The organism is Fibrivirga algicola, from assembly GCF_011742925.1.
Lineage (GTDB): Bacteria > Bacteroidota > Bacteroidia > Cytophagales > Spirosomataceae > Fibrella > Fibrella algicola.
Genome location: NZ_WAEL01000004.1, coordinates 1 through 20032 on the forward strand (window position 1 = coordinate 1; position 20032 = coordinate 20032).

A 20032-nucleotide genomic window follows, 5' to 3' on the forward strand; every position below is an offset into this window, starting at 1 on the left:
ACTGATGCCTGCCGTTGCGGGTGAAGTAACGGTGACGTTGTATGACTGCGTATCAACCTGTGTTGGATTACCTGAATCCGTAACCGTCAATGTAACCGTATACGTACCCAGACCGGCATAGGTATGCGTGGGTGTGGCACCACTCCCAGCGGGCGATCCGTCACCAAAATTCCAGGAGTAAGTTACTGGAGGTGTACCACCCGTTGTAGAACTTGAAAACGAAAATACCTGAGATCCATTAGCGGCGGGGCAAGCTCCTGCGAAGCTAAAATTGGCCGTGAGTGGTTCTACGATATCTATCGGTAATGGGTAATAAAAACATTTGGGCGTGATATCCGTACAATTGATTGACCCATCGCTGTTTTTATAATAGCTACAGACGCTCACCCCAACGTTCTTCTCCTGCCTGGAAGACCAGGCTGTAAATACATTACTCAGAGAGATGTTCGTCCCGCAGGTGTAGTGAATCGGCTGAGCAATAAGTATGCTCTGTAACCCAGAAGTGAATGTACGATCAATACATTCTTCGATAGCACCAATTTTTGCGCCACCCAGATAAATATCACCGGTGATGTAAAAGCCGTACCGTTCATTCGCATTTACATCAACTGTAATCTTCATATATGCCGTTACAGTTGTTCCCGGTGTGCAACCGGGCGTTAATAAATTACCCTGCTCATCAACTAATACCACTGTCTTTACAGAGATATCATTAGATGTACAGTTTGAACAGGCAGATTGGCCATAGGCTACATTGGAGAAAACACTACTAATGAAGCAACATAAAATAAATAGACATGTAGCTACTCGCCTGAATTTGTAGCTACTCAAGTGTACCTGATTCAGTACAGTCCACAAGGATGGAGGGTTCACGTATTTCATAACTTAGACATGTTTAGTTTAAAACCATGAGCAGTTTTACTAGCATCAAAGTTTAAGTATTATTCTAAGTTTTGAGAACTGGCTTTACTAAGCGGCAACGTTTATCATAATCTATATACGGTATCATAATTACCTATATTTCAATGTTTTGACATGTCATACTTGGGTTACATAATTTACAATACTTTCATAAAAAGTCAACAAATACTTAGTTTATCATATCATAATTCATGAATAAAGGGGTTTATGGTCACTTACTAATTAAGTGACCATAAACCCCTTTATTCATGAATTATTTTTCCGCGAAAAGGTATACTGTTAGCTAAAAATTTGGCGAAGATGGCTACTTGTTTATCCCTTTTTTTCTAATTAATCAGCTTATTTATTGTAAACGTTTTACCACGTGTATAAAACAGCCTAACTGTTCATGCATATTGGTAGGCCACCCCGGCAAAACCGTACAGTCTTAGCTACCTACTAGCAGCTGAATAGTAGCTATAAACGGCGTAAATCGCGTCGAAAACGTTGAATCATCGCGTGTTCTTTCTGCGATGTATCATCGTGTGCAGTAGCAATTTGTTGCAGAATAGATACAAAATGCTTTTTTGTCCCTTCCGTCAACTGATGACGCTGGTGAGCAAATCGGCGCATTGCAAAAGCATACGCTTCCTCAACAGTTTCGTCATAATCTTCCCGAAGCATTAGTGCGTAGAGCGCCAATGAACCGTGCGGTTCATTGACCAAAATTTCCTTGGCCAATTGCATTTCTTCCAACTGTAGGCGACCATCAGCCTTGGCGAGGGCATAGATCATACTGCCAAGGCCTAGATACAGGTCAGGATTTTCGGTCTCAGTGTTCATCTGTAATTCCATTTAGTGTGCTCAGCCTGTTCATTTGTTTATGACTGGCTGCTACCTCACAAAGATTAGATGAACAGGTTAGGCCTGAATTAGGCTTATGTTAGAACGCAATTAGAACGGGCAGCACCTTATCGTTGGGGTAACGTGATCTTGAACATCGTACCAAAACCATCCTCCGATTCTACTTCGATCTGGCCCTGGTGTAGATGAACAATTCGCTGGGTGAGTGATAAACCGACGCCATGACCAGCCACGCCCTTAGCGTTGGTGCCACGCCAGAACGGTTTGAACAAGTGTGGCAACTCGTCGGCCCCAATCGTTTTTCCCTGATTATGAAGCCGAATCACGACAGCGTTTTTGTGATGACCAAGATGCACCAGCACCCGATGATCGGGCGAGAATTTACCGCCGTTCTCAAACAGGTTGATGAGTACAGTATACAGGAGCGACTCGCTTCCCGTAAGTTGCCAATCAGCAGTTTGGTCAGGTACGTCATCGAGCATCACTACGATCTGATAGTCAGGATGAACACGCAGTACCTCCGCTCTGGCTTTCCAGAGCAACTCGTCAAGCGCAAACGGAGCCACCCGCACGGCCGACACATCGACACCAATTTGAGCCAGCGACAGCAACCCATTTGCCAACCGAGCCAATCCCCGCACATCATCGAGCACCGAGGCGATAGTACTCCGTAGTTCAGCAGGATCTTCGTCGGCCATCAGCGACACCTCCAGTTGTCCAGAGATAGCGGTAAGCGGGGTACGTAATTCATGCGAAGCGTGAGACACAAAAGCCTGCTGTGTCTGGAATGCATCCTGTAGCCGGTCAAGCATTTGATTGAATCGGCCCGATAGCTGGTCGATCTCATCCTCATCCGTACCGATGGGTAACCGTTCGCCCAGGTTCGTGGCAGTAATGCCATCAATCTGACCAATCACCCGGCGTAGAGGCTGTAAGCTACGCCCGGCAAAAAGCCAGCCTGCGGCAAACGTGGCCACTATGGCCAACAGGCAACCTATGGCGAGCAGCCGCCTGAAATTATACTGTTTGGTGAACCCGTATTTATCAACACCAGACGCAAATACTACGAAACTCGCTTGCTTATTGACAAAGACAGTACCCACAATTTCGCGATCGCCTTCACGCCAGTAGTATTCTTTCTCCTGGCGGACCCGATCGAGGGTTGCCTTGTTGATAGCCAGATAGTCTGTGCCACTTTCGTAGCGTATCTGATTTGTCTGGTCATAGATAATGATCTCCTCTTCGTTGAGTACCGTGAGGTGATTCAGATCGAGTAGTTTAAATAGGTTGGCGTCGATGGTTTTTCGTCCAAAAAGCAACTCAGCAGAAGAGAGTGCTTCTTCACGTAGTCGTTCATGAAATTCACGTTGTCGAAGTTGCCCCGCTACCACGTAGATTACCAGGCAAAAGACAAGCAACAACACTGAAACAATGCCCGTGAACCAGACCGTAAGGCGGAGACGTATGGTCATGCTGGCCGACTTTTAAGGCTTATTTTTCCTTCAGCGTGTAGCCCATTCCAATGACCGTGTGCAGGAGTTTATTGGCATAAGGCTTATCAATTTTATTTCGCAGGTAGTTGATATACACGTCGATTACATTCGTTCCGGTATCAAAATTTATATCCCAGACGTGTTCGGCAATATCGAGTCGCGACAACACCCGGCCTGCGTTGCGCATCAGGTAATCGAGCAGGGCATACTCGCGGGCTGTCAACTCGATCGTTTGCCCCTGTCGACGAGCCACTTTTGCTGACCGGTCTAGTTCCAGATCGGCCAAGCGGAGGATAGGTTCTGTAATTTCAGTAGAAGCCGACCGGCGCAAGAGGGCTTTAATCCGGGCAAAGAGCTCCATAAACTCAAATGGCTTAGCCAAATAATCGTCGGCACCGGCTTCAAAGCCCAACAGCTTGTCGTTGGTCGAATCAAGGGCGGTCAGCATCAAGATAGGGATACGCTCGTGCTTAATGCGGGCATATTCAGCCAAGTCGAGGCCACTCAATATGGGTAGATTGACATCCAGAATCAGCAAGTCGTAGCGATTCTCGCCAATCAGCCGCTTTCCCTCGCGACCATCGTGGGCCACGTCGACAAAATAGTTTTGCGTTTCAAGCCCTCTTTTCAGCGCGGTGGCTACTTTAACTTCATCTTCTACAACAAGCAGGTGCGGTTTAATGGGCATAATCACGACAGTTCACGAACGTATATTGATTGTTGAACCGATTCAAAACCACAAACTACTCACCTCGCCGACGCATCTCACTCTGTCGCATCGGCATAGAATCAACGATGCGAAACAACTCAGCGGGGCCAACCGGCGTTGCAAAGCGTTGCTTTACACCACCGTCTTTCCCAATCAGGTACGTCATAAACCGGGCCGATGCAGGTAGCTGCCGGTCGCCACCACGCAGGTACTGTTTGTCGACCGCCAACAGATCAGCACCCACTGCGATAATCAGCTCAAAATCACGTTCAGCTAATCCCTTTTGCTGTTCAGCCAGGAGTTTTCGTTGCTTTTGTAGATCGGCGGCCCCATTCGTTTGGGCATAGACCAGGATAACCCGGTGCTTCCACCGGTTGGACACTACGTTTGCTTCAAGTGTTGTGGGGTCGGATGCCGGGCTCTTACCGAAAAAGCTCATAAACAGGGTAACGAGGAAAATGGAAGCGTGGGCCATAACTAACAGACAGACAATAGGGTACTGAACAACCCGTGGGCAAGTAAACAGACAACTAATCGAATAAACTTTCTGACCGCTCCAGCATCAGTATAGACGACTGCGGCACAATCACATAGGCGGTTCCCTCATAACTCAGCTCAATGGCATTGCGTTGCAGGTAAATGGCCACGTCGCCCTCCTGCGCCTGCAACGGCATGTATTTTACCCGTTCTTCAGTTTCTTTCCAGGGTTCATCATCAACCGCCGCCGGAATCGGATAGCCGGGCCCTACTTTCACTACGTACCCAGACTGCACCTGCTCTTTTTCCTGAACAGTAGGTGGTAAGTACAGGCCCGAAGAGGTACGTTCACTCGCCGATTTGGGTTTAATCAGCACACGGTCGCCTACAACCAGCAGGCGAGTCAATTTATTGTCAGGTGTGATATTTAGCATACTCTTTTTAAGTTTCACGTACTCAGTGTCAGGTCATAACCAGCAGAATGAGCTGCCAGCAGAGAGATCAGCAACGCCACCTGAACCTGACCCTTTTATCATGGGACCGGGTCATAGCCATGAGTTCCCCACGGATGGCAACGGGCAATGCGTTTTAAACCAAGCCAGCCTCCCTGAAGTGCACCGTGTTTCTGCACGGCCTCGATCATATACTGCGAGCAGGTAGGCGTATGACGGCAGGCATTGGGCAAGAAAGGAGAAATGGCGCCCTGGTATAAACGTACCAGGCCAACAAGGAGGTATTTCATGGTAGTGACTAGTTCACCCGTTTTGGCAATTCCTACAGGGCGCGTACCATAGCGGGGATTAAAATCTGTCTATCTTTGCCCATAACAATAAAAAGCGAGTTAGATTCCTCACTTCTCATACGAATGCTTTCCTATATCCTCTGGGACGCCGATCCGGTATTATTCGCTGTCGATGCGTTCACCCTCTTTGGCATCAATTTCGGCCCGTTCGAAATTCGCTGGTACGGACTACTCTTCGCCGCCGGCTTCTTACTTGGCATGCAAATCATGACCCATATCTTCCGAAAAGAGCGCAAGCCCCAGGAAGATCTCGACGCGCTGCTGATCTTCATGGTTATTTCAACCGTACTTGGTGCCCGAATTGGCCATTACCTGTTTTATGAACCCGAAGTGCTGTTCCGTAATCCGCTGGAGGTAATTATGCCACCTTATCGCGGGCTGGCCAGTCATGGCGCGATCATCAGTATTATCACCGCACTGTGGCTCTATTCGCGTCGTAAATCGAGCCAGCTCACCGGCCAGACTTTTTTGTGGACAGCCGATCGAATCGTTATTGTTGTTGCGCTGGCTGGCGCGTGCATTCGTATGGGTAACCTGATGAACCACGAAATTGTGGGGTTGCCTACTACGGTGCCCTGGGGCTTTATCTTCAAGTACAACAACGAATTCCCGGTGGGTCAGCCGCGCCATCCATCGCAACTCTACGAATCGATGTCATGTCTGGTTTTATTCTTCATCCTGTTCACCCTCTGGAATCGTATGAAAGAGAAAACACCAAGGGGCCTGCTACTCGGGATTTTTCTGATCTGGGTGTTTAGCCTCCGGTTCTTCTATGAATACCTGAAAGAAAACCAGGTGGCATTCGAGAACACATTGCCATTGAACATGGGGCAGATTTTGAGCATACCGGCGGTATTGTTAGGAATTTTCTTTGTGCTGCAAAGTCGTCGCAACAAGTTACCCGTAGCCTAACCCATACCTAAGTGAACTATCCGGACCGAGGCTATCTTGGTCCGGATTTTTTGTATCCTACCTTTTACTGATAGAGTTGGCTTGTTCGAACAGGTGCCTGGCCTTTGGTCACCTAGCTCCGTAGCTGTCTGTCCAGGTCAAGAACCTGGGGAATGAGTAGCCGTGTTTCGCCATTATCCACAACGTAGTCGGCCAGTTGAAGGCGGGCCTCGTCGGTGATCTGCCGGTCGATGATGGCCCGTATTTCAGCCTCGCTCCGTTGTGGGTCACGTTCTCGTATCCGTTCAACCCGGAGACTGAGCGGTGCAGTGACTACGATTACGGCATCCAGGTCATTTTGATCACCAGCTGCCCGCATCAATGCGGCTTCTTTCAACACATACGGTGCCGACTGCTGACGTACCCAGCGATCAGTATCGGCGAAGACGCGGGGGTGAACCAACGCGTTTAGAGCAGCCAGCCGATCGGGATTATTGAATACTTGTGACGCTACAAACGAACGATTATACCGGCCAGCTACATCGTAGGCATCCTTCCCCAGTAGCCGAATAATAGCTGATTTAAGGATTGGATCGTGCTGCGTCAGCCACTTGGCCCGCTCATCGGCTTCATAGACAGGAATACCCAGCAGCTTGAACAATTGGCAGACAACACTTTTACCAGCGCCAATCCCTCCTGTCACTCCAATCTTTTTCATAAAAATGACTAGTCGATTGCATTAAAAATATACCTACTTCTACGAATGTGTAATTTAAGCACCGATGGATAAATCGATTTTAGATAATCATTTGATTCAGTTCGATTTAGCTATAAACTTAGAAGCATATACAGATTATAGAGTTACTACCTCTCAATTAATATTACTTCCAGTCTATAAACAAACTTCGCAAAACCCTTTTACGATATGTGTCCATTGGTTTACTTCGTACTTTCACCAAACTAACTCATTCTACTATGTGATTATGACAGCCTCAGTCGCCAAAGATGAAGACCTGATACGTATGTATCTGTCAACTCAAAAAAACAAGTACTTTGAAACGCTGTATCAGCGGTACGCGAATAAAGTCTTCCGACGATGTTACTCACTCACCAAGTGCAGCGCCAAAGCGGAAGATTTTACACACGACATTTTTCTACGAGTTCACTCAAACCTCAACAACTTCAAAGAACGCTCTACTTTTTCAACCTGGCTGTATTCTATTTCCTACAACTATTGTATGGATCAAATCAGACAAGGTAACCGATTGCCAACAGTAACTATTGACGAAGAACTGGCCCAATTGATTGCCGACGAGTCGGAGACCGACAACCGGGAAGAACAGCTTCAAGTCCTTACACTCGCCATTCAGACAATCACTGCTGAAGAGATCAAGTTGATCCAGCTAAAATACGAGCAGGACCTTGACATTAAAGAAATTGCCGAGCGGTACAACTTAAAAGACAGCGCAGTAAAGATGCGCCTGAAACGTACCCGAGATAAGATTCGAGACCAATACACATACCGTCTGAATCTATAAGTAGTCCAGAACGTGCCTCCGTGATTTGTGTTGTGTGCCGATAAGCTGGCACAAGCCTCCTTCACAGATCGGGCGGAGAACGTAGCCCTGCAAATTAACTCCTCCCCACACCTCGTCAACTGGCGGGGCAGGTAAGGTGGCTTTATGTACTGGCTGCCGAACGAGTAATTATTCAAGTGCCCTTTGGTTGGTATGTTGCGTTCATTTACGGCTTGTGCTGTAACTTGAGCACCTATGAAACTGACCGCCCAACTCCGTCTGCATAGTTGTCTTTTCCTGCTGGTTTGGCCGGGCCTGCTTGTTGCCCAATCTACCCAAAACAGCCATCTTCCCGGGCTGCCAACTGCTGCCGACAGTGCCGCAGCCACGAGTAAAAACCCAGACTTATTCGGTCGTGAAGACCCACTTACGTTTACGCTTACAGCCCGGATGCAGCGTATTGTAACCGACCGTACGAAACCCAAGACTGATTCTCTGGCGGTAAAACACCCTGCCCTGCTCACTTATTATGACCAGACGAAGGGTGAATCAACAGCCCTACCACTCTCACTGATTGTACGAGGTAATTTTCGTCGCAATGCCAACAACTGCGACTTTCCACCATTGTACCTCGACTTTCCCAAGAAAAAAACGAAGAATACCCAGTTTGCTAAACAAAACAAACTGAAGCTGGTCACCCATTGTCAGGCCGAAGATTACGTCGTACGCGAGTACCTGATCTACAAACTGTACAACCAGCTTACTAACCTGAGTTTTAGAGCCAGACTGGCTCGGGTGAGTTACGTTGACTCGCTCAGAAAACGCCCTACGGAGACTCGTTGGGGTTTTCTGATTGAGGATGAAGACGATGTGGCCAAACGAAATAAGTTAGTGGAAGTAAAACAGGGCATTGAAACCGGAGCCGCCGATTCACTATCGATGGCCCGGTTGGCCGTATTTGAATTTATGATTGGTAACATCGACTGGTCATCGGTCTACCGCCACAACATCCGCATCCTAAGTGGCCCCGGCTACACCAAACCCGTCGTTGTTCCCTACGACTTCGATCATGCCGCGCTGGTCGATGCCCCCTATGCCCAGGCACTCGAACCCGACAATACAACAGGGGTGCCCGAACGATACTATCGCGGTCCACTCTATCCCGGCTGGCTGCTCAAGAAGGTGTTTACTGAATTCAATACCCTGAAGCCAACGTTTTATGGCCTGTACGAATCAGAGAAACGATTAAACAGGGCATACGTGAAACAGACGCTCAAATTCCTCGACGCATTTTACGCGCTGATCAACGATCCCGCCGCCGTCAAGAGTAACTTCTTCAACGGCGATGAAAAAGGTCGGCTCTTCAGTAGCTTCCATTAACCAACCCACACCCCATGAACTCATCTCTCACCTACTCTACCCGTTGCCTGCTGCTGATTAGTTTGCTCACGCTCACATCGCTCCTCGCTACCGGCCAACCCGACTCACTAGGTAAAAGCAATAAGAAACAAGCTAAAGCGTCTAAGGAAGCCCCGACCGTAAAACCCCTCTTTGCAACAAATGAAGTGCTGTCGCTCACACTGACGGCCCGCATGCAGCCCATTCTTCGGGACCGTATTCCACCAAAAGCAGACGAAAAAGGGCGTACGCATCCGGCCTCACTGGCCGTTGCTGACGAATCGGGGAATGTAGCCGCATTACCCGTGGGCCTACAGGTACGAGGCCATTTTCGGCGTAGCGCCGCAAACTGTATTTTTCCGCCGCTGTACCTGACCTTACCCAAACAGGTAACGAAAGGCACGCCACTGGCCAAACAGTCGGACCTGAAACTGGTCACTCACTGTAACAACGAGGCATTTGTTGTGAATGAATACCTGGTGTATCGCATGTACAACCTGATTACCGATCTCAGTTTACGCGCCAGACTGGCCCAGGTGACCTACTCCGACTCGGCAAAGAAACAGTCGACCATCACGCGCTGGGGGATTTTGCTGGAGGAAGACAGTGACATGGCCAAGCGTAATCGGGCGAAGATGTACAAGAGCCGGTACCGCGCCGAACACTGCGACACCATTGCCACGGCAACAATGGCCATGTTTGAATACATGATTGGTAATACCGACTGGTCGGTGGTTTACCGGCACAATGTTCGGCTCATTATCGACTCGACCCGCGCCCGGCCCCTACCGGTGGCCTACGATTTTGACCATTCGGGCATTGTGGGGGCTCCGTATGCCCGACCAGCGGAACAACTGGAACTTGAATCGGTGAAGACCCGCCTGTATCGGGGGCCGATTTATCCTAATTCGGTGCTCAACAAGGTTATTGCGCGGTTCAATGCGGTAAAGCCCCAGATTTATGCCCTCTACGAATCGGAGAAGCGGGTGGAGCGTGGGTACGTTAAGCAGACACTGGCGTACCTGGATGACTTTTATGCCTTGATCAACGATCCGCAAAAGGCGCGGGCGGTGTTTCAGGACCCCACCGGCCGGGGCGTTCAGATCAAAGGATTAAACCACTAGCGGTTCAGCAGGAGCACGATCACGCAGCAGACCACTACCACCGAGAAACCGATCATGAAGAAGCTGTAGGCGATCGTGAGTAGCCGGTATTTTTTCACCAGCACACGCCCCTGCGCGTAGATATTGTCGATCAGGCTATTGTACAGGCGTTTATCATCGTCGATCAGGTCGCGTAGTTGCTTCCGGTACTCGGCGGCGGTCAACTGAGTGTAATCACCAAAGAATAACAGGTCGACGGGGCGTTTGCTGGCGGGATCGTCAACCGCGTCGGGAGCCATTTTCTTTTTTAAGGAATAGGTAGGCTTGGTGGCAAAAATAGAGATCACGACGGTAACCAGCGATACGATCAGCAACAGAATCTCAGGGATCAATAGCCGTTCCATACCATTCACAGGTTTCAGAAACGACGACATGGTGATCGAAATCAGAATGGCGTTGATCGAGATCATCAGATTGGCCTTTCGGTCGGCCATTTCGCTCAACCTCAGGTGGTTAGCTAACGTGGTACGAAACATCGTTTCAACACCTTTACTGGCCTTTTTCTTTTTCTTCTTCTCTTTTTTGGCCTTTTTCTCGGCAGCCTCGTCGAAGGGCATCACAGGTTGCGATTCGTCGATAGTCAGAGTGGTCTCGGTCGGATTCATGAGCGCGGAGCTTTGACTCAAAGATAGCAAAAAGGGCCTGTGGGTTGCAGGTTATAATGGGACAAGTGGCCCCACTTAGTGGATATACGGTCAGTTTAGGGGGCAAAAGAAAAGCCGGGCGCATGCCCGGCTTTTTTATCTATTGATTAACCGGCTGTAACCGGAATACGTACCCAGGATCTTCGACCGACACGTAGAGATAGCCGTCGGGACCCATGTCTACGTTGCGCAGTCGTCCAATGTTTTTGAGGATATTTTCCTGCTTCACAATCTTACCGCCCTCTACCACGCAGCGGTTAAGGTACTGAAAACGCAGTGAACCAACCATCAGGTTGTCTTTCCAGCCGGGGTATTTCGACCCTTCCACAAAGGCCATGCCGCTCGGCGCAATCGACGGTAGCCAGTACGTCAGTGGCTGCTCCATCCCCTCTTTGGCCGACAGGTTCGTGATGGGTTTGCCATCGTAGTTGATGCCGTAACAGATCACCGGCCAGCCGTAATTGGCCGATTTCTTAATAATATTTACCTCATCGCCGCCGCGTGGACCGTGCTCGTTTGTCCAGATGGCGCCCGTGGTTGGATGCAGGGCCATACCCTGCGGATTGCGGTGACCGTATGAATAAACCGAGGTACGTGCCTTGCTTGCGTTCGAAAACGGGTTGTCGGCCGGAATTCGTCCGTCGTCGTGCAGGCGGTGTACTTTGCCGCAATCACTCTCCAGCGACTGTGGATTCTGTTTTTCATTGCCCCGGTCGCCTACCGTTACGTACAGGTAATTCTGTTTGTCGAACTTCAGTCGTGATCCGTAATGGTGGCGCGTTTTCGAGTAAGGCAGGGCTTCAAAAATAACTTTCTGCTCAGTCAGTTGATCGCCAACGAGTTTAGCGCGCATTACGGCCGTGGTCGACAGTTTGTCGGCACCCTCCTGCTTCACCGCCGAATACGACAGGTAAACCAATTGATTTTTGGCAAAGTCGGGGTGAACTTCTACGTCCAGCAGACCGCCCTGCCCCTCAACTAATACCGTTGGTCCACCGGTTAGCTTCGTCTTAGTGTTGTTTTTATCCACCCGGTACACCTCGCCCGACCGGTCGCTGACCAGCATACTACCACCCGGCAAAAAAGCCAGTCCCCAGGGCGATTTCAGGCCACTAGCCACCGTATCCAGTTTCACAGTCAGGCCTTCCGTCGTAAACACATTAGAGGTTGGCTTGGTGGCAAATTTGTACTGGTCAACGTTTTTCAGGCTCTCTACTATCAGGTCGGACAGTTCGTCGATCTCTTTGGCGTTCAGTATACCGCTCCAGGTTGGCATACCCAAGTCGGGGTACCCACCCGAAATACTTTTTGTCAGATCACTCTTGGCCTTTCCGTGCTTCCAGTTCCGGTCTACAAAAGCCTCTACTTTTTCGCCATGGCAGGACGAGCAATACTGTTCATAATTCTCACGGGCTGTTTTAGCTGCGGGGGTGGGATCGGTTAGAAAACTACTCAGGCAGAATACGGCCAAAAAAGCGGCCCCAATGGTATACTTTAACATGAATGTGTCTGTTTGCTGTAAAACAAACGTACTACTCATTTTCTACTGATGTTGCCGTAGGTACCCCTGAAACGGGCCGGCTAACCAGCCGAACTGGCCGCTATTTATGTGCTGCTGGCAGGCGAAGACTCAAGTTACATCACCGGCAATACTGTACAGGTAACGGGTGGGTCGCCCACCATTTAGTCCGGGCAGCGTTGGCGGGCATTGATTGGCACGGGCAACCGGCAAGCCCGGATCAACCGACCTGAAATCGGTCACAATCAATGCCTAACAATGTCTCTTCGGTACCTGTCCACTTCCAACAAATTATGTAGATCGTATGAGCATCCAAACGAGTAAGCAGGTGGCCTTGAGGCCGTCGGTCAGTTCAGGATCAGAAGCCTTTACTTGCCTGCCTGCCAAGGGGAGGGCGTGGAGTTCCTACAAGCAAAGGGGGGTATAAACGAACAAAGTCCGGTCAAATTGACCGGACTTTGTGGTAGTTAAACTGGAAGCTATACGCAAAGAAAAGTACAACGTAACTGACCCCTGATCCGCACGCTCCTGCTTAAAATAGAGGCTGGACGTCAACCGACCTGGGCTAGTTCGTCTACCAGCACCCCGCCTAGCACCTCCCATATATCTCTAAGGTTAGCATCAGTCTGCTTGTTGATTTTTTTCGCATGCGAGTTAGTTCCCTCGCCTCGTCCAGGCCGTTTAATTTTGCCCAAATCTTGGTTTGTAGTACTAATGTGGTATGGTTATACGCCTTAAGATTAGCGAATTCGATGAGAAGTTGCGTAGCCAAATGGCTTCTGTTGAGCCTTATAGCTCCGTGGTATGGGTTCATTCTACTAATGGTTGGAGGTGTGAATACTCAATAAGTTGTGACCTAATGTAGCCCAACTAGTGACGGGTTAACATTCACGTATGTAGCAAGCAGGAAGTCTTTTTACTTTAAAGTTAATCAATATTAGAATTTGGTGAACGTATTGCACTCGATTGATACGCGGGGACAGGTAATTTTACTAAGTGGCAGGCTGGCTGACTAGGTTAAGTTCGACTGTCAGTCACGAACCAATCTGCTCGCTACGGCTTTTCGGGATCGCACACGTTAAGTGATTTAGATAAAGAATTCACTTAGATAGAAACGTATTTATGAATATTATGTCATACAAGATGATTTGAGTGGTCTCGTTCGCTTACCAAACGGGGTGGCCCAACGGTATTCGTGGGTACGTGCCTATACGCCTGTCAATGAGCCATTGACCACCGCCTGGTTTGCGGGTCTGAACGGCATTTTGTATCCACACAGCCAAAGCTGGGCAGACCGCGAGTTTGTCAGTATCCATGACCTGCGGACGTACCTGTGCCACGCTGGGGCAACTGAACGGGAGCTATGGTTGTATATCGAAAATCCCTGCCCTCCGTCGGCGCTGGGCATAAACCATTACGTCACGAGCGAGCGCTTTCTCAACGACAACATTGCCGCCTATCCAGCGTATCTGTTTGCCAGCAACGGCACACACTCGTATGTAGATAGGGAAGTCGTGAGGGCAGCTCCTGAGCGTAAAAAATTAGTGATGCAGGCCTGGAAACGGTACTACCTGCCCATTGGCGCTACGGAAGTTCATTTGGGCGACTGTGTCGACGAGCAAAAGCGCTGGTTGGGCGAGGCTTGGCAACAGGCCAAAGCAGTCATCCGGGAAGGCGCCGACGTACTGGCAGTCACGGCCTGGGCGCTACTGAATCTCTATGACTGACATTGCCTGCTCACCCGGCGCGTTCAGCCTGCACAGCGGTCGGCCCGTAGCCACCGAACTGGCTGACATGCTCCGCCAATTGGCAACCAGTCGGCCGGTAGCCTCACTCCTAGCTTGAGCCTGGCGAACTGGCCGATGCAGCCATTTTTGGGTCAGCCCAGAAACTGGAGCACTATGAGGTTGCGGCTTACGACACCGCCAGAACACTGACCCGGCAGGCTGGATAAACCAAAGCTGCCGAACTGCTCAAATAAAACCTCGAAGGGGAAAAAGCAACCAATTAGAAACTCACCGCTTTGCCACCGGTGAAGCGAACATGAAAGTGGCAAACGCATAACTACAGCGGGTATGAAGAATACGCTTTCGTTTCTGGTTGTCCGAGACACCGTGCACCAGTATAAATAATGGCTGGCTCTGCTGGAAGAACCGGGCCATAGCAACATACGGGGGTAGTGCCGATTCCAAACAGTTTCCCGCAAGGACATGCTCAAACTTAGTAGCTGACAAGGACAAACGAAAAAAGTGAATGAGACCCTTGGTTTACCAGTTGCCTTAATTTCCGAATTCGTTACTATAAAGTAGGTTAAGATATACTCTATTTAATTCATAGATTTTATATTTGTAAATCACCTAACTCTGTACGTTTGAAAAAATGACTACCTTCTACCAACGCGATGCCGCGGGTCGTAGGCGTAAAGAAACGCGCCTGCTGGTTATCGACGACAACCCCGATCACTTACAGCTTATCAAACGGACGATCGCGCAGTGTATGCCCCTGGTTACGCCGGTGTTTGCCCAGAGCGAAGCCGAGGCCGTTGCCTACCTCAGCGATTGTGAGACCGATACGCATAAGATACCCCGGCTGATTCTGCTCGATCTTTATTTGCCTACCCGTGAGACAGGCTGGCGGGTGCTTGACCACATACGGACCCGGTTAAGCATTCTGGGAAAACTACCCGTGGTGCTACTCAGCTACTCCACCTGCCGATCCGATATTACCGAAGCTTATGATCGGGGTTGCTCGTCCTACTTCGCCAAGCCGCTTAATCCCGACGCCTGGCTTACTTATTTCGATCTATTGAGAACCTACTGGCTCGAAACGGTGACGCTGCCCGAAGCAACCAATCTGTAAAGTCAAATGCCAGGCTGGTTGGCCGGTAACACGAAAAGGGAACCCATCATCTGAATGGGTTCCCTTTTTGCCAGGTAGATAGAGGCGCTTACTAGATCGCTCCCCCCTTGATCTCGTCAACAACGGCGGGATCCAGCAACGTAGAGATGTCGCCCAAATTTCCGGTATCTCCTTCCGCGATTTTCCGCAGGATACGGCGCATAATCTTGCCCGAACGCGTTTTAGGCAGACCCGTAACAAACTGTATCTTGTCGGGCTTGGCAATGGGTCCGATCACCCGGCTAACGGTGGCCAGAATATCGCGTTTGGTCAGGTCGGCATCATGGTCAGCCGGGAACTGATCGGCAATGACGTAGGCGTATATGCCCTGCCCCTTAATATCATGCGGATACCCCACTACGGCGCTTTCTACCACGCCTGTGTGCATATTGATCGCATTTTCAACTTCAGCTGTGCCAATCCGGTGGCCCGATACGTTCAGCACGTCGTCGACCCGACCCGTGATGCGGTAATAGCCGTCTTCGTCACGCAGGCATCCGTCGCCAGTGAAGTACAGTCCCGGATAGGTAGCAAAATACGTCTGACGGCAGCGTTCGTGGTCGCCGTAGGTAGTGCGAATAATGCCGGGCCACGGAAACTTGATGCAGAGGTTACCACTCACGCCGTTTCCCACAATTTCCTGACCGTTTTCATCTACCAGTATTGGCTGTATACCGGGCAGCGGTAAAGTAGCGTAGGCGGGTTTCGTTTTGGTGACGCCCGCGATCGGTGAAATCAGAATACCGCCTGTTTCAGTCTGCCACCAGGTATCCACGATCGGGCAGCGGTTTTTGCCGATGTTATCGTCGTACCAGTGCCAGGCTTCTTCGTTGATAGGTTCACCTACTGAGCCAAGTACTTTCAAACTGCTCAGATTCTTGCCTTTCAACGGATCAAGACCGAAGCCCATCAGCGACCGAATGGCCGTTGGGGCCGTGTACAGCACATTCACGTCGTGCTTGTCGACCACATCCCACATCCGACCAGCATCGGGCCAGGTAGGTACGCCTTCGAACAGCAACGTAGTGGCGCCGCAGGCCAGCGGGCCGTATACAATATAACTATGGCCGGTGATCCAGCCAATATCGGCGGTACAAAAATGGACCGGAGCCCGCTCGCCCAGCGGGGCATCGTATTGAAACACCGTCTGAAACGTGTAAGCAGTATACACCATATACCCACCACAGGTGTGCACCACGCCCTTGGGCTTGCCCGTACTGCCCGACGTGTAAAGAATGAACAGCATATCTTCAGCATCCATTTCTTCGGCGGGGCAATCGGACGTAACCTGTTTTAACTCCTGTTCCATCCACACGTCGCGGCCTTTCAGCATGGCTACCGGGGTGCGGGTACGTGTCATCACGATCACACGCTCAACCGATGGACAACCAATGAGCGCATCATCGACGGTGCCTTTAAGCGAAATTTCTTTATTTCCCCGGTACGACCCGTCGGCCGTAATGATCAGTTTGCACTGGGCATCATTGATCCGGTCGGCAATGCTCTGGGCCGAAAATCCGCCGAATACAACCGAGTGAACCGCTCCGATCCGGGCGCAGGCCAGCACGGCAATCGCCAGTTCGGGCACCATCGGCATATAGATACACACCCGATCGCCTTTCACTACGCCATTCCGTTTGAGCACGTTCGCCATCCGGCAAACCTGCTCGTGCAGCATCTTATAGGTCAGCGTTACGCCAGTCTCTGCGGGGTCGTTCGGCTCCCAAATCAACGCCGGCTGATCGCCACGGGTTGCCAGATGACGGTCGAGGCAATTTTCGGTAATGTTCATTTTACCACCCACAAACCACTTTATGCTGGGTTCGTCGAAGTTCCACTGGAGCGTTTTCGTCCACGGCTTGCGCCATTGAAACTCCTGAGCAATCTCAGCCCAAAAAGCTTCGGGATCATCAACACTCTTCTGATAAGCGGTCTGGTACTGGTCGTAGGTTTGAATGCGCATGGGTAATAGCTGATTAATGGGTTAAAAGTACAAGCGTAGGCCGACTTTACTTTTGATCTATCCTATCAAAGTTGCTTAATTAGTATAGACGATTCTTGAATTCATACCAGACGCCTCACTGCCTGTTGGCTAATTCGATTACCCTTGGCTGGCTTCAGCACTGATTACCAGGAAACAAGATTGCTCAGCTATCAAACCGAATCCCGATTCGGTGCGCGGTCAGCACCGCACTGATTTCATCGATACTGGCGGGATCATCGATCGTGGGGGGCGTGTCAATTACCTCTCCGTCGGCCAGCTGACGAATGGTCTTACGAAGAATCTTGCCCGATCGGGTCTTCGGCAGTCGCTTTACGATCACCGCGGTTCTAAAACTCGCCACAGCCCCGATGTTGTCGCGAATTAGCTTGACTAGCTCATCGCTGAGTTGGTCAGCACTGATGGTCTGTCCATCCGTCAAGACCACCAACCCAACGGGTCGCTGCCCACGTAACGGGCAGGCTATGCCCACCACAGCACACTCGGCAACGGCGGGATGGGCACCCACGATTTCTTCCATCTCCCCCGTCGACAGGCGATGGCCCGCTACATTGATGACGTCGTCGACCCGCCCCATGATGAACACGTACCCGTCCTCATCAACGTACCCACCGTCGCCGGTGAGGTAGTAACCGGGAAAGCGGCTCAGGTACGAGGCCATGAACCGGGGGGTATCGTTCCAGAGGGTAGGCAGGCAACCCGGTGGCAGGGGTAGTTTCAGGCAAACGTACCCTTCCTGATTTGGCCCGAGTGGCTGCCCATCTTCGTCGAGAATCTGTAGCTCATAGCCACATACCGGCTTCGACGATGATCCGGGTTTTATTGGTACAGGCTCGATACCCAACTGGTTCGCCACCATCGGCCAGCCCGATTCCGTTTGCCACCAATGATCGATAACCGGTACGTTCAGACGTTCCTGCAACCAGTTGAGCGTAGGCGGATCACAGCGTTCACCCGCCACAAACAACGCCCTTAATGAAGACAGATCGTATGATAAGCGTAATCTGCCGTCGGGGTCCTCCTTTCGTATAGCCCGAAACGCGGTAGGTGCGGTAAAGAACGTCGCGACGTTATGTTGAGCAATCACCCGCCAGAACGTACCTGCGTCGGGAGTGCGAACGGGCTTACCCTCGAAGAGAACGGTGGTACAGCCAAGAATGAGTGGCGCGTACACAATGTAACTGTGGCCTACCGCCCAGCCCAGGTCAGAAGCGGCCCAGAACACCTCGCCCGGTTTTACGTTGTAAACCGCCTCTATGCTGTAGGCCATAGCAACAGCATGCCCGCCGTTGTCGCGCACGATTCCTTTGGGCTTCCCCGTAGTCCCCGACGTGTAGAGCACGTACAGCGGGTCAGTGGCACTAACCGGCACCGGCGCAACCGGACTGGCCTGAGCCAGCAACACTGCCCAGTCATGGTCGCGGGGTAGGTATAGGTCAGCCTGGCACTGCGGCCGCTGCAGCAGCACGCAATGATCGGGCTCATGCCGGGCCAGCTCCAGGGCAGCGTCGAGCAGAGGTTTGTAAGGGACCGTTTTGTCGAACTCGATGCCGCAACTGGCCGACAGCACCACCGTTGGCCGGACATCATCAATGCGAACCGCCAGTTCACGCGGGGCAAATCCACCAAATACCACCGAATGAATGGCGCCAATCCGGGCGCAGGCCAGCATGGCGAATACTGCTTCGGGCACCATCGGCATGTAAATCACGACGGTATCACCTTTTTCAACACCCAGCCCACGCAACATACCTGCTACGCTGGCTACCTCATCGCGCAATTCCAGGTACGTATACGAGCGTATCTGACCGGTCACCGGCGAGTCGTAGATCAGGGCGGGCTGTTGGGCTCGTCCGTTTTCGACATGGTAATCAACGGCCGCGTAACAGGTATTCAGTAACCCATCGGCATACCAGCGGGTTAACCCCTCGGCATCGGTGGTCAAGATATGGTTAGGAAATCGAAACCACGGAATCCGGAAGGCCTGCTCGCGCCAGAACCCGGCAGGATCGGTCAGGCTACGATGATGAAGCTGGGCGTAGGATTCGGTGGTTTTCATAGTCAGTCCGGTTTGGTTGTTATGAGTAGCTCGTTCATCTTTTTCAGTAGTCTGCGGGGCGAAAAGGGTTTAGTCAGGCATAGATCAGCCCCAGCCTCGTAGCCCGCCCGCATGCCAACTTCCTCACTTTTCGCACTCAGAACGATTACTTTCATGCCAAGGCAGGCTGGTTCTGCCCGCACAAACCGGCACAGTTCCGGTCCATTCATGCGGGGCCTCATAGCGTTGATCAGCAGTACGTCGGGCAGTTCCTGTTGAATCAGGTGGTGCGCTTCCTGTCCGTCTCGGGCAATAAAAACGCGGTGGCCTTCCTTCTTCATCAGAAATTCAAGCGACAGTAGCGTACTGGGCTCGTCGTCAGCCAGTAAGATTGTAGGCATGGTTTCGCCGTGCTGAACAGGGTACGCAACGGGTAATCTGGTGAAGCTAAGGGTAGTTGGCGTAAACAGGTTACACTAGCTTCAGATCGGCTACGTACCTAATTTGTTTAGACAAAAGTCAATGGTTAATAGTCAATGACTACACCTCCGCGTAGTGGACTGACAAACAGAACGTACCTACTGACGGGGTGCAAACCACCCGCCCTCGTTATTCGGTTTATCAGTACTGCCTATTCCTGATTTCCAGTAAGCTAAACGTTCTGTTTTCGTCGGAATGACTATTAACACACACCATACGACTCCCATTGGCGCCAGA

At 50.8% G+C, this 20032-nt stretch carries 21 protein-coding genes; 8 read left to right on the forward strand and 13 right to left on the reverse strand.

Features of this window, described 5'->3' with window-relative positions; all coding sequences use genetic code 11:
- From F7231_RS11355 to yidD, 7 genes are all read right to left on the reverse strand, one after another.
- Positions 1–621 (reverse strand): PKD domain-containing protein (locus tag F7231_RS11355; RefSeq protein WP_208295586.1); only part of this gene is annotated, 621 nt, incomplete at its 3' end.
- A 756-nt stretch (positions 622–1377) separates the two neighbouring features.
- A complete protein-coding gene (locus tag F7231_RS11360) occupies positions 1378–1755 on the reverse strand; it encodes a TerB family tellurite resistance protein (protein ID WP_229369843.1) in 378 nt (125 codons plus the stop codon).
- A gap of 116 nt (positions 1756–1871) precedes the next feature.
- Positions 1872–3236, reverse strand: coding sequence for a HAMP domain-containing sensor histidine kinase (locus F7231_RS11365; protein WP_166691994.1), 1365 nt, complete (start codon positions 3234–3236; stop codon positions 1872–1874).
- Positions 3237–3255: 19 nt separating this feature from the next.
- Positions 3256–3945, reverse strand: a complete 690-nt coding sequence (locus F7231_RS11370; protein WP_085413864.1) for a winged helix-turn-helix domain-containing protein — start codon at positions 3943–3945, stop codon at positions 3256–3258.
- Positions 3946–4000: 55 nt separating this feature from the next.
- Entirely contained in the window at positions 4001–4441 is a 441-nt protein-coding gene (locus tag F7231_RS11375) for a DUF4174 domain-containing protein (protein ID WP_166691995.1), read from the reverse strand.
- Between the two features lie 55 nt (positions 4442–4496).
- Entirely contained in the window at positions 4497–4877 is a 381-nt protein-coding gene (locus F7231_RS11380; RefSeq protein ID WP_085413862.1) for a co-chaperone GroES, read from the reverse strand.
- 98 nt (positions 4878–4975) lie between these two features.
- Complete coding sequence (gene yidD / locus F7231_RS11385) at positions 4976–5185, reverse strand: membrane protein insertion efficiency factor YidD (protein WP_085413861.1); 210 nt, start codon at positions 5183–5185, stop codon at positions 4976–4978.
- 123 nt (positions 5186–5308) lie between these two features.
- Between yidD and lgt the strand changes: the two genes are divergently transcribed.
- Entirely contained in the window at positions 5309–6157 is an 849-nt protein-coding gene (gene lgt / locus F7231_RS11390; RefSeq protein ID WP_085413860.1) for a prolipoprotein diacylglyceryl transferase, read from the forward strand.
- A 112-nt stretch (positions 6158–6269) separates the two neighbouring features.
- Here lgt and coaE read toward each other — a convergent pair whose 3' ends face one another.
- Entirely contained in the window at positions 6270–6854 is a 585-nt protein-coding gene (gene coaE, locus F7231_RS11395; protein ID WP_166691996.1) for a dephospho-CoA kinase, read from the reverse strand.
- Positions 6855–7158: 304 nt separating this feature from the next.
- Between coaE and F7231_RS11400 the strand changes: the two genes are divergently transcribed.
- From F7231_RS11400 to F7231_RS11410, 3 genes are all read left to right on the forward strand, one after another.
- Entirely contained in the window at positions 7159–7674 is a 516-nt protein-coding gene (locus F7231_RS11400) for an RNA polymerase sigma factor (protein WP_310589324.1), read from the forward strand.
- 234 nt (positions 7675–7908) lie between these two features.
- Positions 7909–9033, forward strand: a complete 1125-nt coding sequence (locus F7231_RS11405; RefSeq protein WP_085413857.1) for a hypothetical protein — start codon at positions 7909–7911, stop codon at positions 9031–9033.
- A 14-nt stretch (positions 9034–9047) separates the two neighbouring features.
- On the forward strand, positions 9048–10175 hold the full coding sequence (locus F7231_RS11410; protein ID WP_166691997.1) for a hypothetical protein: 1128 nt from the start codon (positions 9048–9050) through the stop codon (positions 10173–10175).
- Here F7231_RS11410 and F7231_RS11415 read toward each other — a convergent pair.
- Positions 10172–10819, reverse strand: a complete 648-nt coding sequence (locus tag F7231_RS11415) for a Pycsar system effector family protein (protein ID WP_229364927.1) — start codon at positions 10817–10819, stop codon at positions 10172–10174. The genes F7231_RS11410 and F7231_RS11415 overlap by 4 nt on opposite strands.
- Before the next feature lie 139 nt (positions 10820–10958).
- On the reverse strand, positions 10959–12359 hold the full coding sequence (locus F7231_RS11420; protein WP_166691998.1) for a PQQ-dependent sugar dehydrogenase: 1401 nt from the start codon (positions 12357–12359) through the stop codon (positions 10959–10961).
- A gap of 1166 nt (positions 12360–13525) precedes the next feature.
- Here F7231_RS11420 and F7231_RS11425 point away from each other — a divergent pair.
- From F7231_RS11425 to F7231_RS11435, 4 genes are all read left to right on the forward strand, one after another.
- Positions 13526–14104, forward strand: coding sequence for a hypothetical protein (locus F7231_RS11425; RefSeq protein ID WP_166691999.1), 579 nt, complete (start codon positions 13526–13528; stop codon positions 14102–14104).
- Complete coding sequence (locus F7231_RS27625; protein WP_262889658.1) at positions 14097–14222, forward strand: hypothetical protein; 126 nt, start codon at positions 14097–14099, stop codon at positions 14220–14222. The genes F7231_RS11425 and F7231_RS27625 overlap by 8 nt, the downstream gene beginning before the upstream one ends.
- A 10-nt stretch (positions 14223–14232) precedes the next feature.
- A complete protein-coding gene (locus tag F7231_RS27630; protein ID WP_262889669.1) occupies positions 14233–14331 on the forward strand; it encodes a DUF892 family protein in 99 nt (32 codons plus the stop codon).
- Positions 14332–14756: 425 nt separating this feature from the next.
- The gene (locus tag F7231_RS11435) at positions 14757–15236 is read left to right on the forward strand and encodes a response regulator (protein WP_166692000.1); all 480 of its coding nucleotides are present in this window, start codon (positions 14757–14759) and stop codon (positions 15234–15236) included.
- A gap of 91 nt (positions 15237–15327) precedes the next feature.
- Here the strand turns inward: F7231_RS11435 and acs are convergent, their stop codons facing one another.
- From acs to F7231_RS11450, 3 genes are all read right to left on the reverse strand, one after another.
- A complete protein-coding gene (gene acs / locus F7231_RS11440) occupies positions 15328–17238 on the reverse strand; it encodes an acetate--CoA ligase (RefSeq protein WP_085413850.1) in 1911 nt (636 codons plus the stop codon).
- A 184-nt stretch (positions 17239–17422) separates the two neighbouring features.
- Positions 17423–19336: a propionyl-CoA synthetase gene (locus tag F7231_RS11445; RefSeq protein WP_166692001.1), complete on the reverse strand. Its 1914-nt coding sequence runs from the start codon at positions 19334–19336 to the stop codon at positions 17423–17425.
- Between the two features lie 2 nt (positions 19337–19338).
- On the reverse strand, positions 19339–19716 hold the full coding sequence (locus F7231_RS11450) for a response regulator transcription factor (protein WP_166692002.1): 378 nt from the start codon (positions 19714–19716) through the stop codon (positions 19339–19341).
- Between the last annotated feature and the right edge of the window lie 316 nt (positions 19717–20032).

Coding starts and splice junctions, on each gene's coding strand:
- F7231_RS11360 (WP_229369843.1), bottom strand. CDS start 1,755: ATGGAATTACAGATGAACACTGAGACCGAAAATCCTGACCTGTATCTA.
- F7231_RS11365 (WP_166691994.1), bottom strand. CDS start 3,236: ATGACCATACGTCTCCGCCTTACGGTCTGGTTCACGGGCATTGTTTCA.
- F7231_RS11370 (WP_085413864.1), bottom strand. CDS start 3,945: ATGCCCATTAAACCGCACCTGCTTGTTGTAGAAGATGAAGTTAAAGTA.
- F7231_RS11375 (WP_166691995.1), bottom strand. CDS start 4,441: ATGGCCCACGCTTCCATTTTCCTCGTTACCCTGTTTATGAGCTTTTTC.
- F7231_RS11380 (WP_085413862.1), bottom strand. CDS start 4,877: ATGCTAAATATCACACCTGACAATAAATTGACTCGCCTGCTGGTTGTA.
- yidD (WP_085413861.1), bottom strand. CDS start 5,185: ATGAAATACCTCCTTGTTGGCCTGGTACGTTTATACCAGGGCGCCATT.
- lgt (WP_085413860.1), top strand. CDS start 5,309: ATGCTTTCCTATATCCTCTGGGACGCCGATCCGGTATTATTCGCTGTC.
- coaE (WP_166691996.1), bottom strand. CDS start 6,854: ATGAAAAAGATTGGAGTGACAGGAGGGATTGGCGCTGGTAAAAGTGTT.
- F7231_RS11400 (WP_310589324.1), top strand. CDS start 7,159: ATGTATCTGTCAACTCAAAAAAACAAGTACTTTGAAACGCTGTATCAG.
- F7231_RS11405 (WP_085413857.1), top strand. CDS start 7,909: ATGAAACTGACCGCCCAACTCCGTCTGCATAGTTGTCTTTTCCTGCTG.
- F7231_RS11410 (WP_166691997.1), top strand. CDS start 9,048: ATGAACTCATCTCTCACCTACTCTACCCGTTGCCTGCTGCTGATTAGT.
- F7231_RS11415 (WP_229364927.1), bottom strand. CDS start 10,819: ATGAATCCGACCGAGACCACTCTGACTATCGACGAATCGCAACCTGTG.
- F7231_RS11420 (WP_166691998.1), bottom strand. CDS start 12,359: ATGTTAAAGTATACCATTGGGGCCGCTTTTTTGGCCGTATTCTGCCTG.
- F7231_RS27625 (WP_262889658.1), top strand. CDS start 14,097: ATGACTGACATTGCCTGCTCACCCGGCGCGTTCAGCCTGCACAGCGGT.
- F7231_RS11435 (WP_166692000.1), top strand. CDS start 14,757: ATGACTACCTTCTACCAACGCGATGCCGCGGGTCGTAGGCGTAAAGAA.
- acs (WP_085413850.1), bottom strand. CDS start 17,238: ATGCGCATTCAAACCTACGACCAGTACCAGACCGCTTATCAGAAGAGT.
- F7231_RS11445 (WP_166692001.1), bottom strand. CDS start 19,336: ATGAAAACCACCGAATCCTACGCCCAGCTTCATCATCGTAGCCTGACC.
- F7231_RS11450 (WP_166692002.1), bottom strand. CDS start 19,716: ATGCCTACAATCTTACTGGCTGACGACGAGCCCAGTACGCTACTGTCG.